This window comes from Candidatus Binatia bacterium (assembly GCA_026415395.1).
GTDB lineage: Bacteria > Desulfobacterota > Binatia > HRBIN30 > HRBIN30 > HRBIN30.
In genome coordinates this window covers 1,015,805-1,039,279 of the sequence record JAOAHD010000007.1, presented here as the reverse complement: position 1 = coordinate 1,039,279, position 23,475 = coordinate 1,015,805, and the positions used below count along the sequence as shown (strand labels likewise).

General features: G+C 60.1%; 21 protein-coding genes. 12 read left to right on the top strand and 9 right to left on the bottom strand.

From position 1 onward, the window contains the following. Positions 1-2 precede the first annotated feature (2 nt). Genes cofG through cofE form a run of 4 tightly spaced genes read left to right on the top strand, consistent with a single transcriptional unit; the run spans position 3 to position 4,075 of the window. Positions 3-1,226 carry a 7,8-didemethyl-8-hydroxy-5-deazariboflavin synthase CofG gene (gene cofG, locus N3C12_08985; GenBank protein ID MCX8072570.1) on the top strand — a complete coding sequence of 408 codons (1,224 nt, stop codon included), beginning with the start codon at positions 3-5 and terminating at the stop codon, positions 1,224-1,226. Beyond that, the gene (cofH, locus tag N3C12_08980) at positions 1,220-2,461 is read left to right on the top strand and encodes a 5-amino-6-(D-ribitylamino)uracil--L-tyrosine 4-hydroxyphenyl transferase CofH (GenBank protein MCX8072569.1); all 1,242 of its coding nucleotides are present in this window, start codon (positions 1,220-1,222) and stop codon (positions 2,459-2,461) included. The genes cofG and cofH overlap by 7 nt, the downstream gene beginning before the upstream one ends. Continuing rightward, on the top strand, positions 2,382-3,323 hold the full coding sequence (gene cofD, locus N3C12_08975) for a 2-phospho-L-lactate transferase (GenBank protein ID MCX8072568.1): 942 nt from the start codon (positions 2,382-2,384) through the stop codon (positions 3,321-3,323). The genes cofH and cofD overlap by 80 nt, the downstream gene beginning before the upstream one ends. Further along, positions 3,320-4,075: a coenzyme F420-0:L-glutamate ligase gene (gene cofE / locus N3C12_08970; protein ID MCX8072567.1), complete on the top strand. Its 756-nt coding sequence runs from the start codon at positions 3,320-3,322 to the stop codon at positions 4,073-4,075. The genes cofD and cofE overlap by 4 nt, the downstream gene beginning before the upstream one ends. On the opposite strand, the gene N3C12_08965 is transcribed toward cofE, so the two are convergent. The 5 genes from N3C12_08965 to N3C12_08945 form a co-directional block, all read right to left on the bottom strand. Beyond that, complete coding sequence (locus tag N3C12_08965; GenBank protein MCX8072566.1) at positions 4,072-4,911, bottom strand: hypothetical protein; 840 nt, start codon at positions 4,909-4,911, stop codon at positions 4,072-4,074. The genes cofE and N3C12_08965 overlap by 4 nt on opposite strands. Positions 4,912-4,935: 24 nt before the next feature. Beyond that, on the bottom strand, positions 4,936-6,045 hold the full coding sequence (locus N3C12_08960; protein MCX8072565.1) for a hypothetical protein: 1,110 nt from the start codon (positions 6,043-6,045) through the stop codon (positions 4,936-4,938). Between the two features lie 186 nt (positions 6,046-6,231). Then, the gene (locus N3C12_08955; GenBank protein ID MCX8072564.1) at positions 6,232-7,764 is read right to left on the bottom strand and encodes a GMC family oxidoreductase; all 1,533 of its coding nucleotides are present in this window, start codon (positions 7,762-7,764) and stop codon (positions 6,232-6,234) included. After that, positions 7,761-8,333, bottom strand: a complete 573-nt coding sequence (locus N3C12_08950) for a hypothetical protein (protein ID MCX8072563.1) — start codon at positions 8,331-8,333, stop codon at positions 7,761-7,763. The genes N3C12_08955 and N3C12_08950 overlap by 4 nt, the downstream gene beginning before the upstream one ends. Positions 8,334-8,346: 13 nt before the next feature. After that, positions 8,347-9,459 (bottom strand): pyridoxal-phosphate dependent enzyme, encoded by a 1,113-nt coding sequence (locus N3C12_08945; GenBank protein ID MCX8072562.1) that lies wholly within the window; start codon positions 9,457-9,459, stop codon positions 8,347-8,349. Between the two features lie 89 nt (positions 9,460-9,548). Between N3C12_08945 and N3C12_08940 the strand changes: the two genes are divergently transcribed. The 4 genes from N3C12_08940 to N3C12_08925 all read left to right on the top strand — a co-directional run bounded on the left by N3C12_08940 (position 9,549) and on the right by N3C12_08925 (position 12,576). After that, positions 9,549-10,205: a MotA/TolQ/ExbB proton channel family protein gene (locus N3C12_08940; protein ID MCX8072561.1), complete on the top strand. Its 657-nt coding sequence runs from the start codon at positions 9,549-9,551 to the stop codon at positions 10,203-10,205. Continuing rightward, on the top strand, positions 10,186-10,614 hold the full coding sequence (locus N3C12_08935) for a biopolymer transporter ExbD (GenBank protein MCX8072560.1): 429 nt from the start codon (positions 10,186-10,188) through the stop codon (positions 10,612-10,614). The genes N3C12_08940 and N3C12_08935 overlap by 20 nt, the downstream gene beginning before the upstream one ends. Before the next feature lie 27 nt (positions 10,615-10,641). Next, entirely contained in the window at positions 10,642-12,147 is a 1,506-nt protein-coding gene (locus N3C12_08930; GenBank protein ID MCX8072559.1) for an AAA family ATPase, read from the top strand. A gap of 63 nt (positions 12,148-12,210) precedes the next feature. Next, positions 12,211-12,576, top strand: coding sequence for a helix-turn-helix domain-containing protein (locus tag N3C12_08925; protein ID MCX8072558.1), 366 nt, complete (start codon positions 12,211-12,213; stop codon positions 12,574-12,576). On the opposite strand, the gene N3C12_08920 is transcribed toward N3C12_08925, so the two are convergent. Next, on the bottom strand, positions 12,561-12,884 hold the full coding sequence (locus N3C12_08920; GenBank protein ID MCX8072557.1) for a helix-turn-helix transcriptional regulator: 324 nt from the start codon (positions 12,882-12,884) through the stop codon (positions 12,561-12,563). The genes N3C12_08925 and N3C12_08920 overlap by 16 nt on opposite strands. Before the next feature lie 119 nt (positions 12,885-13,003). On the opposite strand from N3C12_08920, the gene N3C12_08915 reads away from it, so the two are divergent. Beyond that, positions 13,004-13,507, top strand: coding sequence for a cytochrome P460 family protein (locus N3C12_08915; GenBank protein MCX8072556.1), 504 nt, complete (start codon positions 13,004-13,006; stop codon positions 13,505-13,507). A gap of 91 nt (positions 13,508-13,598) precedes the next feature. Here the strand turns inward: N3C12_08915 and N3C12_08910 are convergent, their stop codons facing one another. The 3 genes from N3C12_08910 to N3C12_08900 all read right to left on the bottom strand — a co-directional run bounded on the left by N3C12_08910 (position 13,599) and on the right by N3C12_08900 (position 18,212). After that, positions 13,599-15,734, bottom strand: coding sequence for a PAS domain S-box protein (locus tag N3C12_08910; protein ID MCX8072555.1), 2,136 nt, complete (start codon positions 15,732-15,734; stop codon positions 13,599-13,601). A 183-nt stretch (positions 15,735-15,917) separates the two neighbouring features. Beyond that, on the bottom strand, positions 15,918-16,733 hold the full coding sequence (locus N3C12_08905) for an enoyl-CoA hydratase/isomerase family protein (protein MCX8072554.1): 816 nt from the start codon (positions 16,731-16,733) through the stop codon (positions 15,918-15,920). Positions 16,734-16,754: 21 nt separating this feature from the next. Next, the gene (locus N3C12_08900) at positions 16,755-18,212 is read right to left on the bottom strand and encodes an amidase (protein MCX8072553.1); all 1,458 of its coding nucleotides are present in this window, start codon (positions 18,210-18,212) and stop codon (positions 16,755-16,757) included. A gap of 171 nt (positions 18,213-18,383) precedes the next feature. Here N3C12_08900 and N3C12_08895 point away from each other — a divergent pair, with 171 nt between their 5' ends. From N3C12_08895 to N3C12_08885, 3 genes are all read left to right on the top strand, one after another. Further along, positions 18,384-21,371, top strand: a complete 2,988-nt coding sequence (locus tag N3C12_08895; protein ID MCX8072552.1) for a hypothetical protein — start codon at positions 18,384-18,386, stop codon at positions 21,369-21,371. 9 nt (positions 21,372-21,380) lie between these two features. Next, on the top strand, positions 21,381-22,625 hold the full coding sequence (locus N3C12_08890) for a HEAT repeat domain-containing protein (protein ID MCX8072551.1): 1,245 nt from the start codon (positions 21,381-21,383) through the stop codon (positions 22,623-22,625). 126 nt (positions 22,626-22,751) lie between these two features. After that, positions 22,752-23,408: a TetR/AcrR family transcriptional regulator gene (locus tag N3C12_08885; GenBank protein ID MCX8072550.1), complete on the top strand. Its 657-nt coding sequence runs from the start codon at positions 22,752-22,754 to the stop codon at positions 23,406-23,408. The last annotated feature ends 67 nt before the right edge of the window (positions 23,409-23,475 follow it).

Genomic DNA, 23,475 nt, shown 5'->3' with positions numbered 1-23,475 from the left:
CCATGTGGCCTCCTGACTCCCCAGCGCTGTGTGGTCGCTCGCTTGATTCGGTAGGACACAGGTGGCGCACCGTTTTTGCCCGTTCGCTGAACGGCCTGGCCCTCGACCGCGACTCGGCAATTGCGTTGCTTCGCAGCAATGATCCAGAGCTGTTTCGGGCGCTCATCGCGGTTGCACATGAGGTTCGCTGTGAGCGTAAGGGACGGGTCGTGACATACTCGCCGAAGGTTTTCCTGCCAATCACCAATTTGTGCCTCGATCGCTGTGGCTATTGCACCTTTCGCGCTGATCCGAATGACCCTCATGCCTGGACGATGCTGCCGGAAGAGGTACGCGCACTTTGCCGACAAGGATCGAAGCTCGGCTGCACCGAGGCGCTGCTTTGTTTGGGAGACAAACCTGAACGTGCTTTTAAAGCGTACCGTTCAACCTTGGCGGTGTTGGGAGCCAACTCGACCATCGACTACGTCGCGCGCTGCAGTGCCATCGCACTGGAAGAAGATCTCCTTCCGCACACCAACGCCGGGCTACTGAACCGCGAGGACATGCTGGAGCTCAGAGCGACCAATCCGAGCCTCGGCTTGATGTTAGAAAATGTTTCCCCCCGTCTGCGGGAACGAGGGGAAGCCCACGCGCAAGCCCCCGACAAGGACCCGATGAAGCGCTTGGCAGTGATTCGGCAAGCTGGGGAGCTCCGCATTCCCTTCACCACCGGAATCTTGCTCGGGATCGGAGAGACGGCCTCTGAAGTTGTGGACAGCTTACTCGCAATCCGGGAGATGCACGAGGAGTTTGCTCACATCCAAGAGATCATCATCCAAAATTTCCGTGCAAAACCCACCACTCGGATGGCGCTAGCTCCGGAACCAAGTATTATCGACACTGCCAAAACCGTCGCCGTCGCCCGGCTATTGGCCCCGACGATGAATATTCAGGCGCCTCCGAATCTAAACCCCTTCGATCACCGCCTGCTACTTCACGCTGGCCTCAACGACTGGGGTGGGATCTCGCCCCTGACGCCCGACTTCGTCAACCCGGAGGCGCCCTGGCCGCACGTCGCTGCGCTCGAGCAACTTTGCCGCGACGAAGGCTTTACCTTGCTGCCGCGCCTTCCGGTGTATCCCGAGTACGCATCCCGGTCGGAGTTCATCGATGAACGGCTCAAGCCGAAAATCGAATTGTTGTCCCAGCGATTGGCGAAAGAGAAAGGAGTCCTGCGGTGCTGAACTACGAGCTGCGATCCCTGATTTTTGACACCTCACCAGTGGAGAAGACCTTGCGGGATGCCCACCCCGAGGTGGCCCGGCTGCTTGACCGCGCGCTCTCCGGGCACGAACTTTCCGCAGCCGACGGGTTGCGCTTGCTCGCGGCCGAAGGGCCGGATCTGCGGGCACTACTGCGTGCAGCCGACGTGGCGCGGCAACTCGACGTGGGAGACGAGGTTACGTACGTGGTCAATCGCAACATTAACTTCACCAACGTGTGCTTCGTCGGCTGCCAGTTTTGTGCCTTCGCCCGCCACCGCAAGGACGCGGACGCGCGCACAGACTCCGTCGAGACCATCCTCGCTAAAGTAGCCGAGGCGGTGGAACGGGGAGCGACTGAAATCTGCATGCAGGGCGGCATCAATCCGGAGATGCCGCCGCTTTTCTACCGTGACCTCCTCATCGAGATCAAACGCGTGTTCCCCACAATCCACATCCACGCGTTTTCGCCGATGGAGATCTTTTACGGGGCACGACGGGCTGGAATGCCGTACCGGGAGTATCTCACGATGCTTCGGGAGGCGGGCCTCGGCACCATACCGGGGACGGCCGCCGAGATTTTGGATGACGACGTTCGCGACATCTTGAGCCACAAAAAAGTCGATGTCCGAAGCTGGATCGAAATTGTCACGACGGCGCACAAGGTTGGCCTGCGGAGCTCTTCCACCATGATGTATGGCCACATCGAAAAGCCCCACCACATCCTGCAGCATATTGAGATTCTTCGCTCCATCCAGCGCGAAACCGGAGGCTTCACCGAATTCGTGCCTCTACGCTTTATTCATACGTATACCGCGCTCTACCAAAAGGGCCTGGTCAACCCACCGCCCAAGGGTTCTCTCGACCTCAAGATCTATGCTTTCTCCCGCCTGATGCTTCGCCCCCTCATCGTGAACATCCAGACTTCATGGGTGAAATTGGGTACGGAGCTCGCCCAGTGGAGCCTTGCAACCGGATGCAACGACTTTGGTGGAACGCTGATGGAGGAGCAAATTTCCAAATCGGCCGGCGCCGATGCGGGGGAATACCTCCCCGTTGAAGCAATCCACAGTTTGATTCTAGGCATGAACCGAATCCCCCAGGAACGTACCACGACTTATGGAAGAGTCTCGCGCAGTGAATTCGACACCGACCCTGGTGCTCGCTGGGGGCGTAGGAGCCGCCCGCTTCCTTCGGGGGCTTCACTCGTGCACTGATCCGAAGGCAATCACCGTTATCGTCAACACTGCGGACGACGAAGAGTTTTACGGTTTCCACGTTTCACCCGACATCGACACCGTGATCTACACCTTAGCTGGCTTGGCACCACTGCGTCGCGGCTGGGGCGTGGCCGCCGATACCTTCCACTGCCTCTCCGCTCTTGAGCGCTTTTATGGTCCCGCTTGGTTCCGTTTGGGTGACCGTGATTTGGCAACCCACATCTATCGAACGCAACGATTGAAGCAGGGAGCCACCCTGACGCGCGTCACCCTGGAAATTGCCCAGAAATTTGGGGTGATGGAGAGAGTCTTACCCATGACGGACAGCCGCGTATCGACGCTCGTTCGCACCCGACAACATGGCTGGCTTCCTTTCCAGCGGTACTTAGTTCTACATTCCGCGTCGGCCGATGTGGAAGCCATCCGCCTGCGGGGCATCAAGCGAGCCACCCCCACGAAGGCGGCGCGCACCGCACTGCAGCAAGCGAAGCGCATCGTTTTGCCGCCCAGCAATCCGCTGGTGAGCCTGGGGCCCATCCTCCAACTGCGCGGCGTGCGCCGACTCCTGCGTCGAAAACGAGAGCGCATTCTGGCAATCAGCCCTCTCCTCGGTGGCGTACCGGTGAAGGGGCCGCTCGACCGCATGCTGAGGGGCATTGGAATCGAGGTCTCGCCCTACGGTGTCGCCCAACTGTACCGAGACATCGCAGCGACCTTTGTTCTCGATCGGCAAGACGCCCGCTACGCACCGCGCATCGAGCGCCTGGGAATGCGCCCAGTGCTCGCAGACATCCTGATCACGTCTCCAGAGCGAGCTACGGCCTTGGCTGAGCTCACCTTGGAGCTCCTGCCCGCATGAGCGTAGTATTTTCCCCCTTACAATGCCTGCCCCGCGTGCAACCGGGCGACGAGCTCGCTGCCCTCTTGCTTGAGGCATTGAGGACGTGCGGGCTGCTGCTTAAGGACGGGGACATTCTCGTTGTGTGTCAAAAAGTAGTCTCCAAAAGCGAAGGATCCATCGTGGACCTGAGTCAAGTCGTCCCGAGTCCGGCTGCCCGCACATTGGCTGCGGGCAGCCAGGACAAAGACCCGCGCGTGGTTGAAGTCGTTCTCCGCGAGTCCAATCGCATCGTTCGCGCCCACCGGGGAGTGCTGATCGTGGAGACAGGACCGGGGTGGGTGTGCGCAAATGCCGGCGTCGACGAGTCGAATGCGCCGGGACCGAACACCGCTGTACTTTTGCCCCGCGATCCGGATGCTTCCGCGGAGCGGATTCGATCCCAGCTCCAACAACGTTCGGGGGCTGAGATTGCGGTAATTATTAGCGACACTTGGGGACGGCCGTGGCGGAATGGTTTGGTGGACTTTGCCATCGGGCTTGCGGGGATTGGCCCTCTATCGGACTGGCGCGGCAAAAGGGACCTCAATGGCCGAGTCCTACACCATACGGTTTACGCTCAAGCAGACGCCCTAGCGGCCGCGGCAGGGCTGCTGATGAAGAAAGACGCAGGTGTGGCTGCCGTGCACATTCGCGGGTACGAGTGGTCGCCTGAGCCACAGGCCTCCGCACGTGCGTTGATTCGTGCACCCGAAGAAGATCTTTTTCGTTAATGGTGCAAAGTTCCCGTTGTGGCCATGCAGGCGACGCCCTCGGTCGCGAACCCACCTGAAGAACACGTGAGCTCTGGGCGCACAGAGAACCACGGGGGCACGGACTCTCCAGCCGGGGAACGCCACACCAAAAAGGCCACAACGGCCGTGCCGCGGGGCACCGTTAGCGCAATCGAAATCATGTCGTTGTGAGCAACGCGAAAATCGACTGATCTCTTTCCCGCTCCCATGACCGGCCCACTGCCCACAACAACCGCTGCCTCACCATGTTCGAACCGGAACTGCAGGTTGGACACGTCGCCCAGCCAGCGACCTGTCCAACGATCGATCGACGGGCCATCGCAAAAGAACCCGGGCACCGTCTGGCTTAAATGAAACCGTGCCGGAACCTGCGCATCTTCGTGGAATCGCGGGGAGGAACATTCAACTTCATAGCTCCAACCGTATTCACGCAGCCAATCCCAAGTCCGAGGCTCAAAGGTCACGGAGAACGGCTTGCCAAACGCACGGACGCGCTCGGATCCCACCATGCCCCGATAAAATGGCTCTAGGAGCTCCCAGTGCCCCGAAAACGCATACGTCACCTCCGTATTGGCCGACGGCCACCAATTTTCTGTGTCCGAAGCCTCCATTCGCCCCTTGTCCGTACGTTCTCGGACAGCAAAGAAATATCCGGCTCCCGGCGCGACAATGAGTTTGCCCCGCACTGAGTACGGGATCGATTCTACAAGTTGTGTGATTCCCTCTCCGGATACCCAACGTGACTGCGGCGGCCAAAATTTTTCGGAGAAGTAAAAGCGTACACCTGCGACGGCAGCGGCTGGTGCGAAAAGCACGCAGGTGAAGCGTCGAAGCCTCCCCTAAGGCAAGCGGTCAAGCGCATAGACCGCCATTAAGCCCAAGAAGGGATACCCCATAATCATCCTGCGAGTGCTCGCGTACGTTCCAACTGCCGGGGCGATTCCGAGGAGGAATCCACCCCAAAGGAACGACGCCAGTCTCGGTCGAGCTAAGACCGTTACCCCTCCGATACACGCTGCGAGCACAACAACCAGTGGATGTACGGCTGCCGATCGCACCGAGAACCAGGTGTCTAAGGCGAGCGGCCAGACAAAAGATTTCAGAACGACCAGCCCTCCCGCTAACAAGCCACTCGGGTCGAGGTTCGGCTGCTCGTTACTCGGAGCCCACAAGTGATTCGGCGACGAAAGAATGTACGGAACCCAAGCCGCAATGGCGACGAGCAACGCGACCACAATGAAAAACCGCCTACGCCGAGGAGCGATCACCGCCGCTAACATCGAGAAAGGAACAAACAATCGTCCCGCGAAGTAATCGTAGAACAGGAGAATCTGGCCGAACGCAGCAACCAACGCCTCACGCCAGCCGCCACTTGCAAAGACGAGACGTGCAAGCGCCGCCAGCAAAAGCAACTGGTGAAAGATCAGCTCTCCACCTACGGAAACCCGGCCATAGTAAAGACTCCACGGCAAGGTTACCACTAAGCACGCGTACACCAAGCTCGCGCTAACGCTGAAAGCCAAGGCGCGCGCCAGTGCGTACGCTACCGGGGCCGCAAATGCTCCAGTTACGGCCGAATAGATTCGCATGCTTTCCCGATTCGGACCAAGGACCGGAACGAGTTGCCCTTCGAACAACGTCTGAGGCAAGAGCGGCAAACCGCTACCGCGGGCCGCGTACACCCGCTTGTCCTTCAGAGTGTCCAGCGCCGCAGCCAAGTCTTTTGGTTCGTCTTCGATCATGCCGGGCGGAAACTCCCGGAGCGCAACTAGGCGCAGCGCTAGGCCTGAAACGACGAGAACAAAGAGCCAAATCCGAACCTGTGTCCGTTCGCCCGGCAGGAGGACGCCCAAACTCCAGATGTAGGTGAGGACGATGCCGACAGTGAGCAACTCCAGAGAATAGGTCGACACTGTCTCAATCCAACCGCCCGCCAACTGTTGCCCCATCTGACGCCACTCCAACGACAGCACTCGCTAAAACCACGGCGACACCAGTCCCTTCCACAACCCGGTGCTCTTACACTGCAGCCCTCACTGGTGGTGTGTATCTGTCCGGGCCCGACCCACGCAAGCTTCAGGAGCTCATCCTTACGGCCGGTTCGGGCAAGGTCCCTCTCACGGCGAGCCGCACCATCAAGCACAGAGGCTTGCCCAACGCTCTTTGATAAAGTGAGCGACCATATCTGCGAGTGCCGCTGTCGTAATTTGCGGAGGAGCGCCCAACGAAGAAGGGAACAAGCCCATATCGGCCACGAACAAGTTTTTCACCTCGTGACTTTGTCCCCACGAGTTTACCACGGAGCGAGTCGGATCCTCACCCATGCGGCAGGTGCCCTGCGGGTGGGTCGACGCCAACGGAATCTCGCCTGGATGGCATCCGCGCTGCTCGATGACGGACAAGTCGTCCCCGGGCTTTAGCCACAACGGCGACCGGTAGTACGGAACGACAACTTCTTTCGCACCGCTGGCAAACAAGATCTCAGCGCAATGGCGCATTCCCTCTGCCATAAGCGCCTGCTCGTCGTTTCGAAGTTGGTAACGGATGCGCGGGTGCCCATCCGAGCCCAGCCGCACATCGCCCTCCGATTGGTCATGCAATAACACAAGAATTCCCACCATCCGATGGTAAGAGCGCATCAACTTCGCGTGCGTGCTCCCGAAGCCCGGCAGTTGCGCGGCGGTGGCAACCGGAAAACCGAAAATGGGCATGATGATGTACCCACTGTCGGGATTGCGCTCGAGGTCGATAAACTCGTCCACGTAGTAGCTCTGTGGGATACCAAGGTAACCGTAAATATCCTCATCGTAGATGCCGGCCAGCAGCACACTCGGGTGGAGATGCAAGTGTTTGCCAACAACCGTTGCGCTCCCACCGCCGCTGCTCCGCAGCAGAATCTGTGGGCCATTGATGGCACCGGCAGAAAGGACCACTAACCGAGCTTCTACCCGCACGTGTCCATACGCGGCACCTCGTTCATCGACGATGGAGCCCTCCACTGCGCGCACTTGCCCCCCACGAATTTCCAACTTCTCCACAGCGCAGTTCGCGTAAATGCGCGCACCCGCCCGGTCTGCAGCCGGGATATAGGTCAATGCCATACTTTGCTTGGCATCGAATGGACACCCCAAAATGCAAAACCCGCTGGAGGTGCAGTTCACCCGATTATGGTGCGCCACGATGCCGTGGAATCCCAGTTTTTCGCAACCTTCGCGGATCTTTCGGTTCAGGGTGTTCACCTGAGCCTCCGCAATCGGTTGCACGTGGAGCATCTTTTCGACCCGCTCGAGCGACGGAAGCAGTTCTTCGTAGTTCCAACGGATTCCGTCTTCCCGGCGCCACTTCTCTACAATCGGACGAGGAGTACGGAAACAGTAACAAAGGTTGTGCACAGTGGAGCCACCAATGTTGCGCCCCTGAAGAATCAGAATCGAACCATCTTCCGTCGAGCGCTGCCCCATCTCCTCGAACAGCAAGGGCATCATTTCTTCTTCGCGTTGCGTGAAATCTTCCTTGGTGTAATGGCCCCCTTGCTCTAAGAGCACGACGTCCCGCCCGGCCTCCGCTAACTCTTTGGCAACCACAGCACCACCTGCCCCGGAGCCGACAACGCAGACCTCGGCCTTGAGGTGTAAGTCCCCTTTAAGGGTCTTCGCGGTCAGAATCATCGTGCTTCTCCCGAATCCAACGCCCAACCGACTCGGCGTGGCCGCGGCACCCACGGCCCTCGGTAATGGATGGCCGCCCAGGTCTCGTCTTGCGAGTAGTAGCCCAGTACACTCAGGTTCTTGAGGGCTAAAAAGCCGGTTCTCAACCAAGCCTGCGAACTCTCCGCCCAAGCCTGCAAACAACGATCCTGCGAAACCTCGCTCAAGTTGACGAACCAGGCTGGTTTCCAAATCATCCAGGGCGGACTCCAGTTGAAGATCCGCAAGAGCCAACGGGCTTGTCCCTGTAATTCAGCAGGAGCAAACGTCAGGGCCCAATCGACGGTTTCCACCGCATGGGTCTTTCTCACGGGCGGCAGTGAGTCGTCATCACCTCTAACCATACGCTCCATCACGGCCGCCAACACCGCCGCCTCGTTACCGCCAAACACCCGCAAACGGTACGCGCTTCGCCAGGTTGCTGCTGCTGCTGTTGCCGCAGGCAGTCCCAAATGCGCAAGCGCAAGCCAACTGCTCGTCAGGCCCGCGAACCGCAAAAACTGGCGGCGACTGAGTTCTGTCCCATTCACCCGCCGTAACCTCCTAACGTTTTTCCGAGTCAAAGAATTGGCGAAAAGGCGCCGGCAACTGTCGGAAGTCGGGCAGCGGAGCCAAGCGAGAGACGATTAGGCTCCCACCAAACGTTTGCCAAAAAAGGAACGGCCCTCGTCCCCAGCAGCCTTCACGCACCCCACTCTCCAGCGCATATGCAGTCTTCGCCGTATAGGTACTATCGAGCTGGATTCCCTCATGCTCCCGGAGCCACATGCCTAACTGTTCAGCTTCCGGGATCGGCGCTCCGTAGCCTCGACCGACGAAGCGACGCTCGATGATGAAATCCTCTGACGTTAAGCGGTCGGCTATCGCCGCACCTTTCGAACCTAATAGCTGTGCGGTTTTCCTGGCCAATCGCAGCAGGCGGCGCGGCGTCGGAGGCAAAATGTCTGTCACCAAAACCCCAACGACTCTGCTCGACAAGCCAGCCAGTCTCAGACCCAACGTAAGCCCAGCCACAGTGCCCCCGCTCCCCAGCGGGACAAAGATCACGGCTGGCAGAGGAACCTCGCTGCGCTCTATCTGCTCGGCGAATTCGAGCCCGGCATTCACGTATCCAAGCGTTCCCAGCGGCGAGCTCCCGCCCGTGGGGATCAAGAAAGGGGGCTCGCCGCGCAAGAGCTGGCTCAGCATCTTTCCGATGCTGACGGCCGCGAGAGATGCAACCCGTTTCCCGTACAGCAGCTCTGCACCCAAAGTATGGAGGCACAGTAGGTTGTCGCGAACCGAAGGAGTGACCGGCTGGTAAAGAAGACCAACGATGGTTCGCAGCCCGAGCTCGCGGGCAAACAGTGCCGTTGCTAACGCGTGATGCGATCCGAGCCCCCCAAAAGTGAACACGCTCTTGTAGCCACGTTCGAGTGCGGCTCCCAAAAGGTATTCCAGCTTCCGAGGCTTATTTCCTCCATACAGCGAACTGGTTTCGTCGTCCCGCTTAATCCACAGTTCTGTCCCCACGACAGTCGACCACTGCGCTAACAGATGCACTCGCGTGGGCAGCTGGGTGAGCGCTACTCGCGGCCAGGAAACACCGGGACTCCCGATCCACCGCTCCAGTGCTGTGTCCGGCTGCACCAGCCGCCTACTGCACGCGACCGTCATCGATTTTTTCCTTACCATGAATCCGGCAACGCGACCAAGCACACGACTTTGCGCGTCGTGGGGCGCTCAGCTAACTTGGCGCCGTGTTCGTGGCGCGCGACTGGTGGACCCTGATTCAAACCGGCGGGCTCGCGATGTATCCTCTGCTCGCGTGCTCCGTTGTAAGTCTTGCAGTGGTCCTGGAACGCGGCTGGGCGTTGTGGTCTGCCACCCGTAAGGCGCGTCAACTTCGGCAAGCAGTGGCTGCAGCTGTGAGCGAGGGAGCTTTCGCGGAAGTAGGCTCGATTGTTCGGCGGGACTCCTCGATGTTAGCGCCCTTATTTCGTGCAGCGATCGCTGCAGCCGAAGCTCGTACGGACGACTCGTGGCGCCTCTTGCAAAACCGACACAGCGCGACCGTACGCAACCTCAAGCGCCACCTTTGGTTGATTGGTACGATCGGAAGCTTGGCTCCCTTCATCGGCTTATTCGGCACCGTGCTCGGTATCGTGCGCGCATTCGAAAACATGGCTGCCACCGGCTCCGGAGGCTTTGCGGTGGTCGCCGCAGGGATTTCGGAAGCCCTGATCGCTACCGCTGCAGGGTTACTGATCGGAGTGGTTTCCATCTTTTTCTACAACGCCTTCAATGTTCGGGTGGCAAGCGTGGCCAACGAGTGGAAAGAGTGGGCCGAGGAATTTGCCGCAGAATTAGTCCGAAATCGCTCTCAGGAAGGGGGGCTCGCCCGTGTCGTTCAAGCCCGCTGACCCTGAGCCCCACGCGGACGAGATTGTGGCAGAGATTAACGTGACGCCACTGACGGACATCTTCCTGGTCCTTCTTATCATTTTCATGGTGACGAGCACCGCTCTTGTTCAGCAAGGTACGCAGGTCCAGTTGCCCCGTGCCAGCTCCGGCCAAAGTGTATCCCCGGGGGTCGTTGTTACCGCCGGGAGCAACGGAGAGCTGCAAGTGGACGGAAAGCCAGTCTCTTGGTCACAGCTTCCGGTGGCCCTGCGCCAAGCCTTGGCTCGCTCGGGCCAATCTTCCGTTGTTCTGCAGGGGGACCGCAATGTTGTCCTCGAGCGCGCGGTGCAAATCCTGACGATCGCACGGGAAGCGGGAGCACAGCGGGTCTCCATTGCCACCGTTCCACTCGCAGCAAGCGCCCGTTAAAACCAACTCCTCGGTAGGTCTCGTGCCATGGAACACAGCCGAGCAGTCCAAAGTCTTCGCGACGCCTTCGAGTCGGGTCGTCCCTTAATCTACATCCATTCCCCCGAGGAGCATCGGCTCGATCGATTGCTCGCCGTGGTCGCGACCCAATGTTTCAAGCCCCCGGCCGAAGTCTTTACCTGGAGTTTGACGGCTGGACTCCGTGGCCGCGATGGTTCTCCAGTCGGCAGTCAGAGTGCCGATCCCCGCCACGTGCTGGACTTCATTGCAGACTATCCGGGGCAAGGCATCTTCCACCTGAAAGACTTTCACGAGCCGCTGCGGAGCGACCCTGCCGTTCGTCGCCGCCTGCGTGACCTTTATGAGCTTTGTTTCGACCGGAAGAAGTTCACTGTCATAACCTCAGCGGTCCAATTCATCCCGGAAGAACTCGCCCGTGCGATCCTGCTCTTAGAATTGAGCCTGCCGGATGCGGAAGAGCTACAAGCTCTGCTGCGCGACGAGACGGCTGCTCTTCAGCGCTCAGGTCACGGTGTGGAGTTGGACGAGCCTTCCTTGCTACCTCTCGCCCGTGCTCTGCAAGGATTAACCGTCGACGAGGCACGGCATGCCATTCGTCGCGCCCTGGCCCACCATCGCCGGCTCGGGCCCGAAGCAATTCCGGCGCTGCTGGAGGAGAAGCGGCTGGTCGTCAACCGCACCGGGCTCGTGCAGTACGTGGCTGACGGCACCACGCTCGACTTCGTCGGCGGCCTCGAGGTCTTAAAACGCTGGCTTTTAGAACGCCGCAAACTCTTCCAGATGCGCGACCAACTGAGCGCCGACATTGTGCCGAAAGGCGTACTCATCATGGGCATTTCCGGCTGCGGCAAGAGCTTGTCGGTCAAGGCCATCGCCTCCACTTTCGAGCTGCCGCTCTACCGGATCGACATGACGGAGATTTTTTCCGGCAAGCACGGCCCCCCCGAGAGTGCATTTGCGCAAGCCTGCAAAATCCTGGAGCAGATCTCACCCGCTGTCTGCTGGTTCGACGAGTTGGAGATGGCGGTCACGTCTTCCGAATCGGCTGGGGAGCAAGGGCGGATGTTCGCCTTCTTCCTCACTTGGATGCAGGAAAAAACGCGCGGACTGTTCGTTGCGGCAACGGCCAACCGGATTGATCTTTTGCCTGCGGAGATGATCCGAAAGGGCCGGTTCGACGAAGTTTTCTTCGTCGACTTACCGACAGACGAAGAACGAGTAGACATCTTCCGCATTCACCTGCAACGGCGCGGGGTGGACCCGAGTCGCTTTGATCTCGATCGGCTGAAACGCTTCACCAAAGGTTGGACCGGCGCCGAGTGCGAGCAGTGTGTGGTGTCTGCACTGACCACAGCGAAACTCGAGGACCGTGAGTTGACCGACGACGACTTGCTGAATGCGACGGCGACCATCGTGCCTTTGTCGAAGACGATGAAGGAGCAAGTCGACCACATCCGGGAGTGGGCGTTCGAACGCGCGGTTCGCGCCTCGCCGCGCGAGGTCGTGCGATAACTTGCATCATTCATCTCGCTGGGACTCTTGCTCGAGTTGGCGCTACCGACTTAAGGGAGAAGAATGCCGCGCAAAACGAAGCCGACGTCCACCGGCGGAATTGGCGAGTACATTCGCCGTCAACGGGAGCTCGCAAACATTTCCTTACGGAAGCTCGCGGAGCAAAGCGGAATCTCCGCGGCGGTGCTGCGTGAAATCGAGGCTGGGCTGCGCAACCCGAGCCGAACGATTTTACAGTCGATCGCAGGCGTCTTGCGGTTGTCAGCGGAAACGCTGCAGCTTCAAGCCGGCTTACTCGATCCGCGCGATCCCGAAGATTCGGATGTCGCCCGCGAAATTCGCCGCGACCCTTATCTCACGGACCGCCAGCGAGACGTCCTCATCGACGTCTACAAAGCCTTCCGTGCAGTGAATCAGTCGCGCCGCTGAGCCGCCTGAATTTCGTCATTCCAGCGGGCAGTGATGCGGTCCAGTTGTTTGAGCAAGGGGAGCAACGAACGGCCGCGCGGGGTAAGCCAATACTCCACCCGCGGCGGGACTTCAGCGAACACCTTCCTCTCGAGAATGCCGTACCGTACCAACTTCCGGAGGCGCTCGTTCATCACTTTCGTCGTAAGGCCCGGAATGGCTCGCTGAATCTGCCCCGGCCGCCGTTCCCCTCGCAGTACGGCGCGAAGCACCTCAATCGTCCACTTGCAGCCCAACACGTCCTGCAACACTTCTTGAGGGCCGGGCATGAGCATGTCTCCAATTTTGTGCAAACACTTCCAAACGGTGCGCAACCTTACCAAAGAGTGCGTACTTGACCAACAAACCCGGCTGCATTCTTTAGTCCGCGGGAAAGGAGGCGTGAGGTATGAGATCGCGAACCGTTGTGCTCACGTTGCTATTGTCCGTGGCAGTCGTTGGCGTAGGCGCGCTGACGTTGCAGGCTGCCAACGAGCCGAAGGTCCCTTATCCTACGGGCTGGCGGGGCTGGACGCATGTGAAGACCATGGCCATTACATCAGACCAGCATCCGCTGTTTGCCGCTTTCGGCGGGATTCACCACATCTACGTGAATTCCACCGGGCTCAAAGCAGCCAAGTCGGGGGGTGCGTATCCCGATGGTTCCGTTCTCGTCTTCGATCTTCTCGAGTGGACGGAGAGTGGTGGCGCTTACACCGAGGGGGCACGCAAACTCATTGGCGTCATGCACAAGGACTCTAAAAAGTACAAAGATACCGGCGGCTGGGGCTTCGAGGGTTTCAAAGCCGGCGACCCGAAGGAACGACTCGTCAACGACCCGGTGAGTCAGTGCTACAATTGCCACGCCGGCCAAAAAGACAAGGACTTTGTCTTCTCACAGTACCGCGAATAGGGGCTTCCGTTCGTTATCACCCGAGCAGGGCCTGGCAGAATTCCGGTCGGCACCTGCTCGGGAGCCTCTACCCCACCACTCGTGGGGGCCCTCAATTCTGCGGTGGCAAGGTGAAATAAAAGGTTGCGCCCTTCCCCGGCACTCCCTGCGCCCACACGCGCCCGCCATGCCGCGCGACAATCCGCTGCACGGTGGCGAGACCAATCCCCGTTCCTTCGAACCCATCGCCACTCGCAAAGCGCGTGAATGGCTTGAACAATTCGTCGGCATATTCCGGTTCGAACCCACACCCGTTGTCCCGCACATAATAAGCGTGCTCCGACCCGACCTGCTCGACGCCAAATTCGATCCGCGCAATTTCGCGCGACTGGGTATATTTCCACGCGTTCTCCAGCAGGTTTCCCAAGAGCACCTCAAGCAGGTTTGGATCCGCCCATGCCCGAACCCCTTCGGCGACAGCAAATTCCACTTGTCGATCAGGGTGGGCTTCGGCAAGCGATCGCAAGATTCTTCGACTGGTCTCCGATAAATCCACTTCCCGGCACCGTAGAGGATGGGTACGAACCCGCGCCAAGTTGAGCAAATCGTCAACAAGGCGATCCAGGTGTGCGGCGTTGCTCCGAATCAGGCTGACGTATTGTACTGCCTGGGGCGAAAGCTGAGGGGCGCAGCGCAACTTAAGAAGCTCGCAGTACGCCACCACTCGTCGTAGAGGGCCCCGGATATCGTGAGCCAGCGAGTGATTGAACGACTCGATTTCCCGCACGGCATTTTCTAATTGGCGCGTTCGTTCAATCACCATCTTCTCAAGGTTGCGCGCCATCTCCTCAACTGCGTGTTCCGCACGCCGACGGGCGGTGACATCCATTACAGTGCCCACAACCACCAATCCCCCAGCTTCACGCCCGTGGACCATCGCCACCTGCAGGTTCAGCCAAATCAACTCTCCGCTTTCGCGGCGGAAGCGGAATTCCGTTGCCGCCACGGGCCTCGAGCCCCAGGCAAGCCATTCCTCCAGGAGCCTCGATCGGTCTTTTTCACAGATAAACCGTTGCCAGCCAGTGCCCAGGAGCTCCTCGCGAGGCCAGCCGAGAATTTCGCAGGCACGGTCGTTCACGTAAAGGCATCTACCATCGGCCAACCCACACACCACACCCACGGGCGACATTTCCGCCAGTAGACGGAAACGAGACTCCGCCTCCCGCCGCTCTCGTTCCGCTCGGTCCCGTTCCTCCCTTGCTCTCAACCGCTCCACACCCACCGCCAGGTTCGCGACTAACTCTTCCAACAACTCCGCGGCCGTCGAACCGAAAGCATCTGCTTGTGCGGAGTAAACGCATAGCGCTCCAATTGCGCGTCCCTGCACCACCAGGGGAAGCGCAATGAGCGAGCGATACCCGTGACGTATCGCGCGCTCGCGCCAAGGAACAAACAGCGGGTCGCTCACCACGTCACTGACCCGTTGGCTGCGGCCAAACCGGATCGCCCGCGCCGCCGGCCCACGGCCTGTTGCTGAGTCGTCAATCGTGATTCGAATGCCGTCGAGGTAGCTTGGGGCAAAGCCGTGCCACGCGACCGGTTGGAGCCACGGCGGGCTCGCCGGTTGCACCAAACCGATCCAAGCAAAGCGGTACCCCGCCCGTCGCACGATGACCTTGCAAACGTCCGCGTACAGTGCCTCCTCGGTCAACGCACTGCCGACAAGCTGGTTGCATTCGCTCAAGGCGCGCAACGCCTGGTTCTGCCGGCGCAGCTCCCGCTCGAGAGCATGGCGATGGATCGCATAGCGAAGGCTGCGTAGTAGGCGATCCGCATCCACTTGACCTTTCACCAAGTAGTCCTGAGCACCGCGTCGCAGAGAGTCGATTGCGGCCTCAGCCTCACGCACCGAACTGAGGACAATGATCGGCGCGACGGATAGAGCCCGCACCCGGGTCAGCGTCTCTTCCCGCGGGCAGTCGGGTAACATGAGGTCGAGTAAGATGGCATCGAACGATGCTTGCTGGAGCGCGGCGGCAGCCGAAGCCAAGGACTCCGCAATTGTCACCAGGTACTGTTGCCCGCCCGGCTCTGTCGCGCTCTCCAACCAGGCCCGTACCACGCGCGCGTATACGGGATTATCCTCCACCACCAAAACTCTCACGACGGACAGCGCTTGGGATGCCTCGGGCCCACCCTCGCCCTCCTCCTGCAAGCGACTGCCAGGCAGCTCCAATGCCTCAGGCATCGAGCACACCCCAAAACTTGAACATATCGCCCGTCATTGCGTGGGTCATGGCTCCATCAACAAAACAAGAAGCCTCCACACACGCAATCAAAATTTAAAGGCCGATGTTCCAGGTCTCGTTCGTCGCTAACTAGGGCAACAGGCCGCCGCTGGGAGAACCTTCGGGAAACACCCGCAACAAAGCTAGCGGAGTTTCCATTGAATGCGCTTACCCGAGCGGAATTGTGCCTGTCCAGCTTCGAGTGCTGCTCGATCGGTTCCTAGTCCAATGAAGGCAAACCCAAGGGCCAGGGCTTGCGAGCGGGAAAGTTCGCGCGCGGTCCAAAGCGCTCTCACTGTTGCCTGGATTGCCCGTGGCGGTGCACTGGCGATAGCTTGTGCGGCCCATGCTGCGGCGGCACGGAGTTCGGCCATGGGAACGACCTCCGATACAAGCCCGATTTCGTACGCCCGCTTGGCCGACATCCGCTCGTGATTTCCCAGTAGGCTGAGGCGCATGATTTCGTGAAAAGGCATTTTTTGCAGCATGTGCATCGGCTCGAACACTGCCGCCATTCCGTAGGTGACATGCGGGTCGAAGAACGTCGCGTGGTCAGCGGCAATGATGAACTCGACCTCGCCGAGAAGGTAAAACGCACCGCCGCACGCCATCCCGTTAACTGCTGCAATCACTGGTTTCCACAAATCACACGTCTTCGGGCCAATGTACGCGGCAGGATCATCGAACATAAAGGGCGAGGAAGCCGCGCCAACTCGCACTGCGTCCGCGCGCTTCTGTTCGCCCAGCACCTCGTCACGATCGATCCCTGTGCAAAAGGCCTTCTCCCCCGCACCGGTTAGGACCACACAGCGCACCTCGTCACGTTCCCGAAGGGAGCGCCAAAGGTCATGCAACTCTTGTTGCATCTTTGCGTTGAACGCATTGAGCCGTTCGGGACGATTCAGCGTCACCCACGCAACGCCATCTTTCTCTTCGTATAAGAGCGTTTCGAAGGTCACCTTCCTCCCTCCGTCGCAACGTTACGATCTTCCGCTCTTTGCGCAAAGCGGCGGTTGACGCCCAATCCAGGGGCGGGCTTCTTCCACCTGCGCCGCCAACGAGAAGAGCAAGTCCTCACGCCCGTAGGCGGCCACGATCTGCACGCCGATCGGGAGCCCCGAGGGAGCCCAGTGTAGAGGCAACGAAGCCGCCGGCTGGCCAGTCACGTTGAACGGAGCCGTAAACGCAACCATTGGGATGCTGCGCTGAAAGCCGCGCATCGGGTCCTCTGGCGTCGCACACATCTCTCCCAGCCGAGGCGGTGGCTCCGCCATCGTGGGAGTCAGCAACACATCGAACCCTGACTCCCACCAGCTCAAAACACGTCGGGCAAAACGCTGCAGCCAAACATGCGATTCGATCCAACGGACTGCCGAAATTTCCCGCCCTCCGGCCAGGAGGTACTTCGTATGCGGCTCAAAATCGTCATCGCAGGGCGGATCCCCAATCAGCTCTAACCAGTGGGCTATTTCTGCCGCCAGCGATGCCATTACAATGGTGCCGAAGTGCTGCTGCAACGCAGCCTCTTGCAGCGCCAGCGGGTACGCTTCCTCTACATGGTGCCCTAGTTGTTCCAAAAGCTTGGCCGCGCTCCTGACCGCCTCCTTGCAATCAGGATGCACCGTAGCCCATCCACTTGGCACGTGGTCGAGGTAACCGATGCGAAGCGGTGGAGGAACACTACGAGCAGCCTCGGCAAACGACCTCGAGGGCGGCGGAGCAACAACAGGGTCTCCGGGCATCGGCCTGCTAATCCAATCCAGAATCGCCGCCGAGTCGCGAACCGATACTGTGAGCACATGTTCGGCAACAGCACCATCCCATAAATCGCCCCACTCTGGTCCCAGAGAGACTCGGCCACGGCTTGGCTTCAACCCAAAAAGTCCGGTGGCGCTAGCGGGGATCCGGATCGAACCCCCGCCATCGTTACCGTGTGCTACCGCGACCATCCGAGCCGCAACCGCCGCTGCCGAGCCGCCGCTGGAACCTCCCGGCGAGTGCTCCAAACTCCAAGGGTTCCGGGTGGGTCCGTATGCCAAAGGCTCGGTACTCGGGATCGGGCCGAACTCCGGAACGTTTGTCTTACCCACCAACACGAATCCGGCCGCGCGAAAACGCTGCGCGAGGTAGGTGTCTTGCGTGGCACGAAAATTCCGCCGCTTGAGATAGTTGGAACCGCAATGAAAAGGATCCCCGGCCGTGTGGCAAAGCAGGTCTTTGAGAAGAAATGGGACCCCGCGAAATGGCCCTGCAGGGAGCGGTTGCCGCGCTGCCTCCAGTGCACGCTCGAACAGCGGGATGACCACTGCGTTGATCTGTGGATTCAGCTCCTCAATGCGAGCGATTGCAGCTTCGACAAGCTCCTCAGCCTTCACCTCGCCAGCACGCACGGCTGCCGCCTGCTCGGTTGCATCCCCGTCGATCCAAACACCGCTCATGGGGCCCCATTACGCTGCGCGCCACTTCGTGTCCAGCGTACCCACCAGTCGTACGAACGGCTTCGGCCCGAGGAGGGATCCACACCCAGCCCCATTCGCCCGCTTGCCCGCACTGCTCGCTCAATGTAGTAACGCTAGCTTCACGGATTTGTCATCGAAGAGGAGAGCGCGGTGGACTCACGCAGACAGCAGATTGTTCTCGCCTTGCTGACGTTGGCGGCCATTTCTGGATGTGGCTCCGATGGCGAGCCTCCGGGGGACCAACTCCCTCCGTCCCGAGCGATTGCTCGCAGGATCACGAACGAAGCGGATCTCTTGCGCGGGCCCTTAGCCCATGGCCGCATTGGCGACTATCTGTTGGCCAACAACGTGGCGCGCTTCGTTATCCAAAACGTCGGACAGCGAGATCTTTACAGCGTCGGCACCTTCGGAGGCAACATCATCGATGCCGAGCTGGTTGCGAAACCAGGCAACGATAACTTTCTCGAAATTCAACCCGCGCTCAACATCGAAACAGTGATCAACGCGCAAACCGTGGAAATCATCAATGATGGGCAGGACGGAACAGCCGCCATCATTCGAACGTGCGGACCGGATGACGTACTCGACTTCGTCAATCCGTCGACGATCATCCGCGGTGCAGGGCTCACGTTTCCCGATTCGGCGGACGACAAGGACTACGACATTGAAGCCTGCACGGACTACATTCTGGAGCCCGATAAGCCCTACGTGAAGATGGTCACCACGGTCTTCAACAACGAGGACCGTGACCTTGGCCTCTACGTCGGGGACTACATCAACGGCTCGGGTGAGCTCGAACAATGGACAAGCTCCAACGCCGGCTTGGGTGAGATCCTCACAGCAAATTTGGGAGTGCTAACTTACATCGGCTACGGTGAAGCGCAGGGCGTGAGCTACGGCCTCGTCCCGCTGCCGATTCCTGGCTCCCCGGAGCCCCGGTCGAGCTTCTTCAGCGTTTCGGGCGTGTCCTACGTCATGCAAAGCCAGTCGATCATCCGGGTCATCTTTGGCGAAAACCCGAATTTTGTTGTGCCTGCCCGCGGCTCGCGGAGCTACACCCGGTACTTCGTAGTTGGCGAAGGGAGCGGCGGGGACATCGTTACGGCAGAAACCGAGGTTAAGGGCGTCGCCACCGGCACGTTGCGCGGTTGCGTGCATGCGGGCGGACAACTGCTCGCAGGAAGCCGGGTCAGTGTTTTGCGCGGTCGCGGCGTCGTCGCGCCGTTTGTGACCGGGCCGGACGGCTGCTTCACGGGAGAACTTCCCGAGGGCACGTACCAAGTAGCCGCCGCCCGCCGCGGCTACATGTATGAGGGTGGAAGCGCGAGCCCAGTGTTCCACAGCGTGACGATCCAAGCCGGTGAAACCTCCGAGTTGCACATGGAACTTCCCGCCACAGGACGGCTGCGAGTCGAAGTCCAGGAGCTGCCGACGAACCCCTCCAGTTCTCCACGCCCGGTTCCGGCACGGGTGACCGTTGTCGGGTTCGACCCGAGCCCTGAACCGATCATCACCCTCGATTCGATTGCCGGCCAAGTTCGCACCGGAACGTTCTTCGACGTCGGCTTCGACCCGGTGCCGTTTGGCATCGTATGGCTGGAGTATACTGGGGCTGACGGCACGGTGGAATTCGATGTCGAACCCGGCCAGTACCAGGTGTTCGTTTCCAGGGGCCCAGAGTACTCAGTGTTTGAGCACCCGATTGAAATCACCGCTGGGCAGACAACTGCCGTCCGAGCGGAAATCGTCCGCGTTGTGGATACCTCGGGCTTCATCTCTGCAGACTACCACGTGCACACGATTCACAGTGCGGACTCGCGCGTCAACCTGACTGACCGGGCCCTGCAGTTTGCCGGGGAGGGCGTGGACAATGTGATCGTGACCGATCACCATGCCCACACTGATCTGACGCCAGTGATTGAGCGACTCGGTCTTCGAAACTTCGTGCATGCGACGATTGGGGAGGAAATCACCACGTGGGATTACGGCCACTTCAATGCGTATCCCTTGAGGATCGATCCTACCCGCCCATCGCGTGGCTCCACGGATTGGGCCAAAGCCGCCCCTCCGGGCAGAGATTTCCCGCAGTACGGCTCGTACAGCCTATCGCCCGCCGAGCTGTATGAATTAGCGGTCCATGGCCCGAACAGCTTGCCAGAGACAACGATCCAAATTAACCACATCGACAGTTTCTTCTCGCCGCTTAGGATCGATACGTCGCTCGTTCCCCCGCAAACCTTCTTGAGCGCGGAACAACGCTTGGCTTTTCGGCTCGATCCCAACGGCGGAAATCTCTTCTTCCCGTTCCCCGCGCTCGAGCTTTGGAATGGCGCCGGGCGGAGCCACCAAGCGCAGTTTCTCCAGCAGCGCATTGGGATTTGGATGAATCATCTCAACCAAGGACTGCGAACGACTTTTATTGCCGACACCGACACGCACGAGTTTCGCAACCTCAACACGGCCGGTGCACGTACCTGGACGCCAGCCTCGAGCGATGAGCCGAACTTGATCGATCCTGCTGAGCTCACCCGTGCGGTCAAGGCAGGGAAAGCCGTCGGCGGGCAAGGACCATACGTGCAGGCGCGTCTCCTTGCGGCGGATGGATCTGGAGGTGTTGCCGACTTTTCCCTGCAGGGGAGCACGGACGTGACGAGCACGAATGGTGCCGTGGACTTGGAAATCCACGTCCAAGCGCCGCTGTGGGCCGAGTACGACACCATTGAGATTTACGCCAATGCCACGACCGAGCCCGCTCTGCGAGTCGACGGCGTACCAACGCTCTTTGGCGCAGTACCCACGCGCGTGTTGCGCCTCGGAACCGACTTCGATCGGGATCAAGTGATGGTCCGCAGCGGCGTTGCCAATGCCTCTCGTTGGGAAACGCTGATCAGGGTGCCTTTCCGTGACCTAACTCAAGACACCTGGTTTGTCGTGGTTGTCAAAGGCACCGATGGGGTGTCCAAGCCCATGTTCCCGGTGTTTGCCAGAGATCTGCGCGCCGAGAGTAACCGTACTTTGGCCGATTTGCTGGATGGAAATCTCGGAGAGCTGGGAACCTTGGCACTTGCGGCCACCAATGCTCTGTACGCAGACGTCGATGGCACGCCGGGCTTCCAAGCGCCTTTGGCTAGCCGCTAATCAGCGGCCATGTGGTGGCCAACGGTCCTCTCCATCTATCTTTGCGTCGTCCTAACCCTTTACGGTTGTCGCCAAGCAGAACAGGCGCCGCCAGCGCAGGAGGATCCAGCCGCGCTGCTCGGAGCCGTGTCGGTCGCCAGTGGGTACGCCGTCGTGCGAATCGAACGGGTCGCCCGCATCGACCGGGTCGGCTACCGTGCTGTGGTCACTGTGGAGGAATCTCTCTCGGGCCCGCTAGCCCGAGGGGAACGTGTGGAGATTGCGTGGGAGGAACTAGCTTCCCGCAGGCCGCCACGGTTTTCTCGCAACGACCAAGTGCTCCTCGCCCTGGCCCCGCTATCTTCGACCAGCTTGTGGCTCCACCGCTTTCCCCCGCAGGTGCGTTCTAAAAAGATCTTCAGCGTTGCCGCCAATGGCGACGCCTTTGTCCGCAGCCCTGGCCCGGCTTCCCTTGACTCTCTGAAAAACTATGTGACCCTCGAGCCCAGCGTCCGCGCTGGAATCGCCGGTACCAGAGCGCTCGCCCAAATCGCTGCTCTCGGTGAGGCGCGCTTGTCTGTAGCTGCACTGGAAATTCTGGCCAGTAGTGCGGACGACATGCAGCTCCAAGACCCTGATGTGATCGACGCGCTCACCAGAGCTCTGCGTCACACTGAGCCTACCGTCCGGCAGAGTGCGTTGTCTCTCGTCCGCAAGCGGAGCTTGCGAATTCTGCGGGAGCCGGTGTTGCATCTCGCCCGATCGCACAACGACGAGTTGGCAGCGCAGGCTTGGGATGCCTTGCTCTCTTGGCGTGATCCAGCCATTGTCGAGCCCGCTGCGGCTTGGGCGGGTGATCCCCGAGAGGACTGGCGCATCCTTGCCGCTCGCGCGGCCGGAAGTTTCGCGCTGGCCGACCTCATCGAGAAGCTCGCTGTCGATCCAGCACCGAGCGTGCGGCGCGCACTGGCGCAGTCGCTCGCGCCGATACCCGATCACTTGACGCGCCTGCTGAGACTGATGGATGATCGGGACGAGTCTGTGCGCCGTGCCGCTGCCACCAGCGCAGCGCGGGTTGGACCAGGCGCCATCCCACACCTGGAAGACGCGCTCTCCAGTGGAAATTCTCGCTACGCCGCGGCGGCCCTTCTTGCTTTGGCTGAAATGGGCAATACCGCGCGACCCATCTTGGAGCGCGTAGCCGCTGAGCATCCCGACGAAAGCTTGCGCCACTTCGCTGCTTTAGCGCTGGGCCGGCCCAGGCCAGAGCATTGAGTCGATACCGAAGGCGCAGCCAACCACAGAGTTTCCTCTGTGCACCCAAGGGCAGGGAACGATATACAACTTCTTTGGCTCCTTCTCTTCGTTGACTCAATTCGGCTGTTTCCGTAGGGGATGAACATGACCGAGGAAAGCCACCGTCCGCCCGAAGACATCCGTGCCGCGCGGGAGAAGATTCTGGCCGCTGCCGCTCGTCTGTTCGCGGAACGCGGCTACGAGTCGACGTCGTTGGCTCAAGTGGCGCGTGCAGCGAAGGTAAGTAAGGCACTGATCTTCTGGCACTTCGATAACAAGCGTCAGCTTTACCTCAGTGCCCTACAAAAGAACTTGGAGCCCTACCACATCGACCGTGAGGAGCTTGCTGGACTAGAGGAACCTGAGCAGATCGGACGGCTCATCGAGTCGTTCTACCAGTTCGTCAACGACAACGTGTACTCGGTTCGCTTCTTCATGACGCTGATGCTCCGCGGCGAATTAGCTAGCGCAGAGCCATCGCCCGGCGGCGCAAGCAGCGACAGCGTGCAGCGGGTAAACGGCCTCTACCGCGCGTTTCGTGAATCGTTCGCAGAGATTATCGCGCGGGGGCAGCAGCGCCGCGTGTTTCGTCCGGAGTTGGACCCCGCGCGGGAAGCAGCGCTTATCCTAGTCACGCTCGTGGGTGTGCTCGCGCAACAGTTTATGTTGGGGGAGTCACCGCTCGAGAGTAAGGCCCTGATCGATCACTACAAACAGGCTTTGTTTCAGCGCCTGCGCGCTCACGCAGGCCAGGAAAGTTAAGCACACGCCGTAAGCCCTAAAGATCGGCAATGGCGGAGCCGCTGGCTGCTTCTTGAAGCGAGCTCCT

What these genes read in the sequence shown, in the direction of transcription:
- N3C12_08890 (MCX8072551.1), top strand. Translation starts at nt 21,381, where the DNA reads ATGTGGTGGCCAACGGTCCTCTCCATCTATCTTTGCGTCGTCCTAACC.
- cofE (MCX8072567.1), top strand. Translation starts at nt 3,320, where the DNA reads ATGAGCGTAGTATTTTCCCCCTTACAATGCCTGCCCCGCGTGCAACCG.
- cofG (MCX8072570.1), top strand. Translation starts at nt 3, where the DNA reads ATGTGGCCTCCTGACTCCCCAGCGCTGTGTGGTCGCTCGCTTGATTCG.
- N3C12_08915 (MCX8072556.1), top strand. Translation starts at nt 13,004, where the DNA reads ATGAGATCGCGAACCGTTGTGCTCACGTTGCTATTGTCCGTGGCAGTC.
- N3C12_08910 (MCX8072555.1), bottom strand. Translation starts at nt 15,734, where the DNA reads ATGCCTGAGGCATTGGAGCTGCCTGGCAGTCGCTTGCAGGAGGAGGGC.
- N3C12_08945 (MCX8072562.1), bottom strand. Translation starts at nt 9,459, where the DNA reads ATGACGGTCGCGTGCAGTAGGCGGCTGGTGCAGCCGGACACAGCACTG.
- N3C12_08955 (MCX8072564.1), bottom strand. Translation starts at nt 7,764, where the DNA reads ATGATTCTGACCGCGAAGACCCTTAAAGGGGACTTACACCTCAAGGCC.
- N3C12_08920 (MCX8072557.1), bottom strand. Translation starts at nt 12,884, where the DNA reads ATGCCCGGCCCTCAAGAAGTGTTGCAGGACGTGTTGGGCTGCAAGTGG.
- N3C12_08900 (MCX8072553.1), bottom strand. Translation starts at nt 18,212, where the DNA reads ATGAGCGGTGTTTGGATCGACGGGGATGCAACCGAGCAGGCGGCAGCC.
- N3C12_08885 (MCX8072550.1), top strand. Translation starts at nt 22,752, where the DNA reads ATGACCGAGGAAAGCCACCGTCCGCCCGAAGACATCCGTGCCGCGCGG.
- N3C12_08925 (MCX8072558.1), top strand. Translation starts at nt 12,211, where the DNA reads ATGCCGCGCAAAACGAAGCCGACGTCCACCGGCGGAATTGGCGAGTAC.
- N3C12_08960 (MCX8072565.1), bottom strand. Translation starts at nt 6,045, where the DNA reads ATGGGGCAACAGTTGGCGGGCGGTTGGATTGAGACAGTGTCGACCTAT.
- N3C12_08930 (MCX8072559.1), top strand. Translation starts at nt 10,642, where the DNA reads ATGGAACACAGCCGAGCAGTCCAAAGTCTTCGCGACGCCTTCGAGTCG.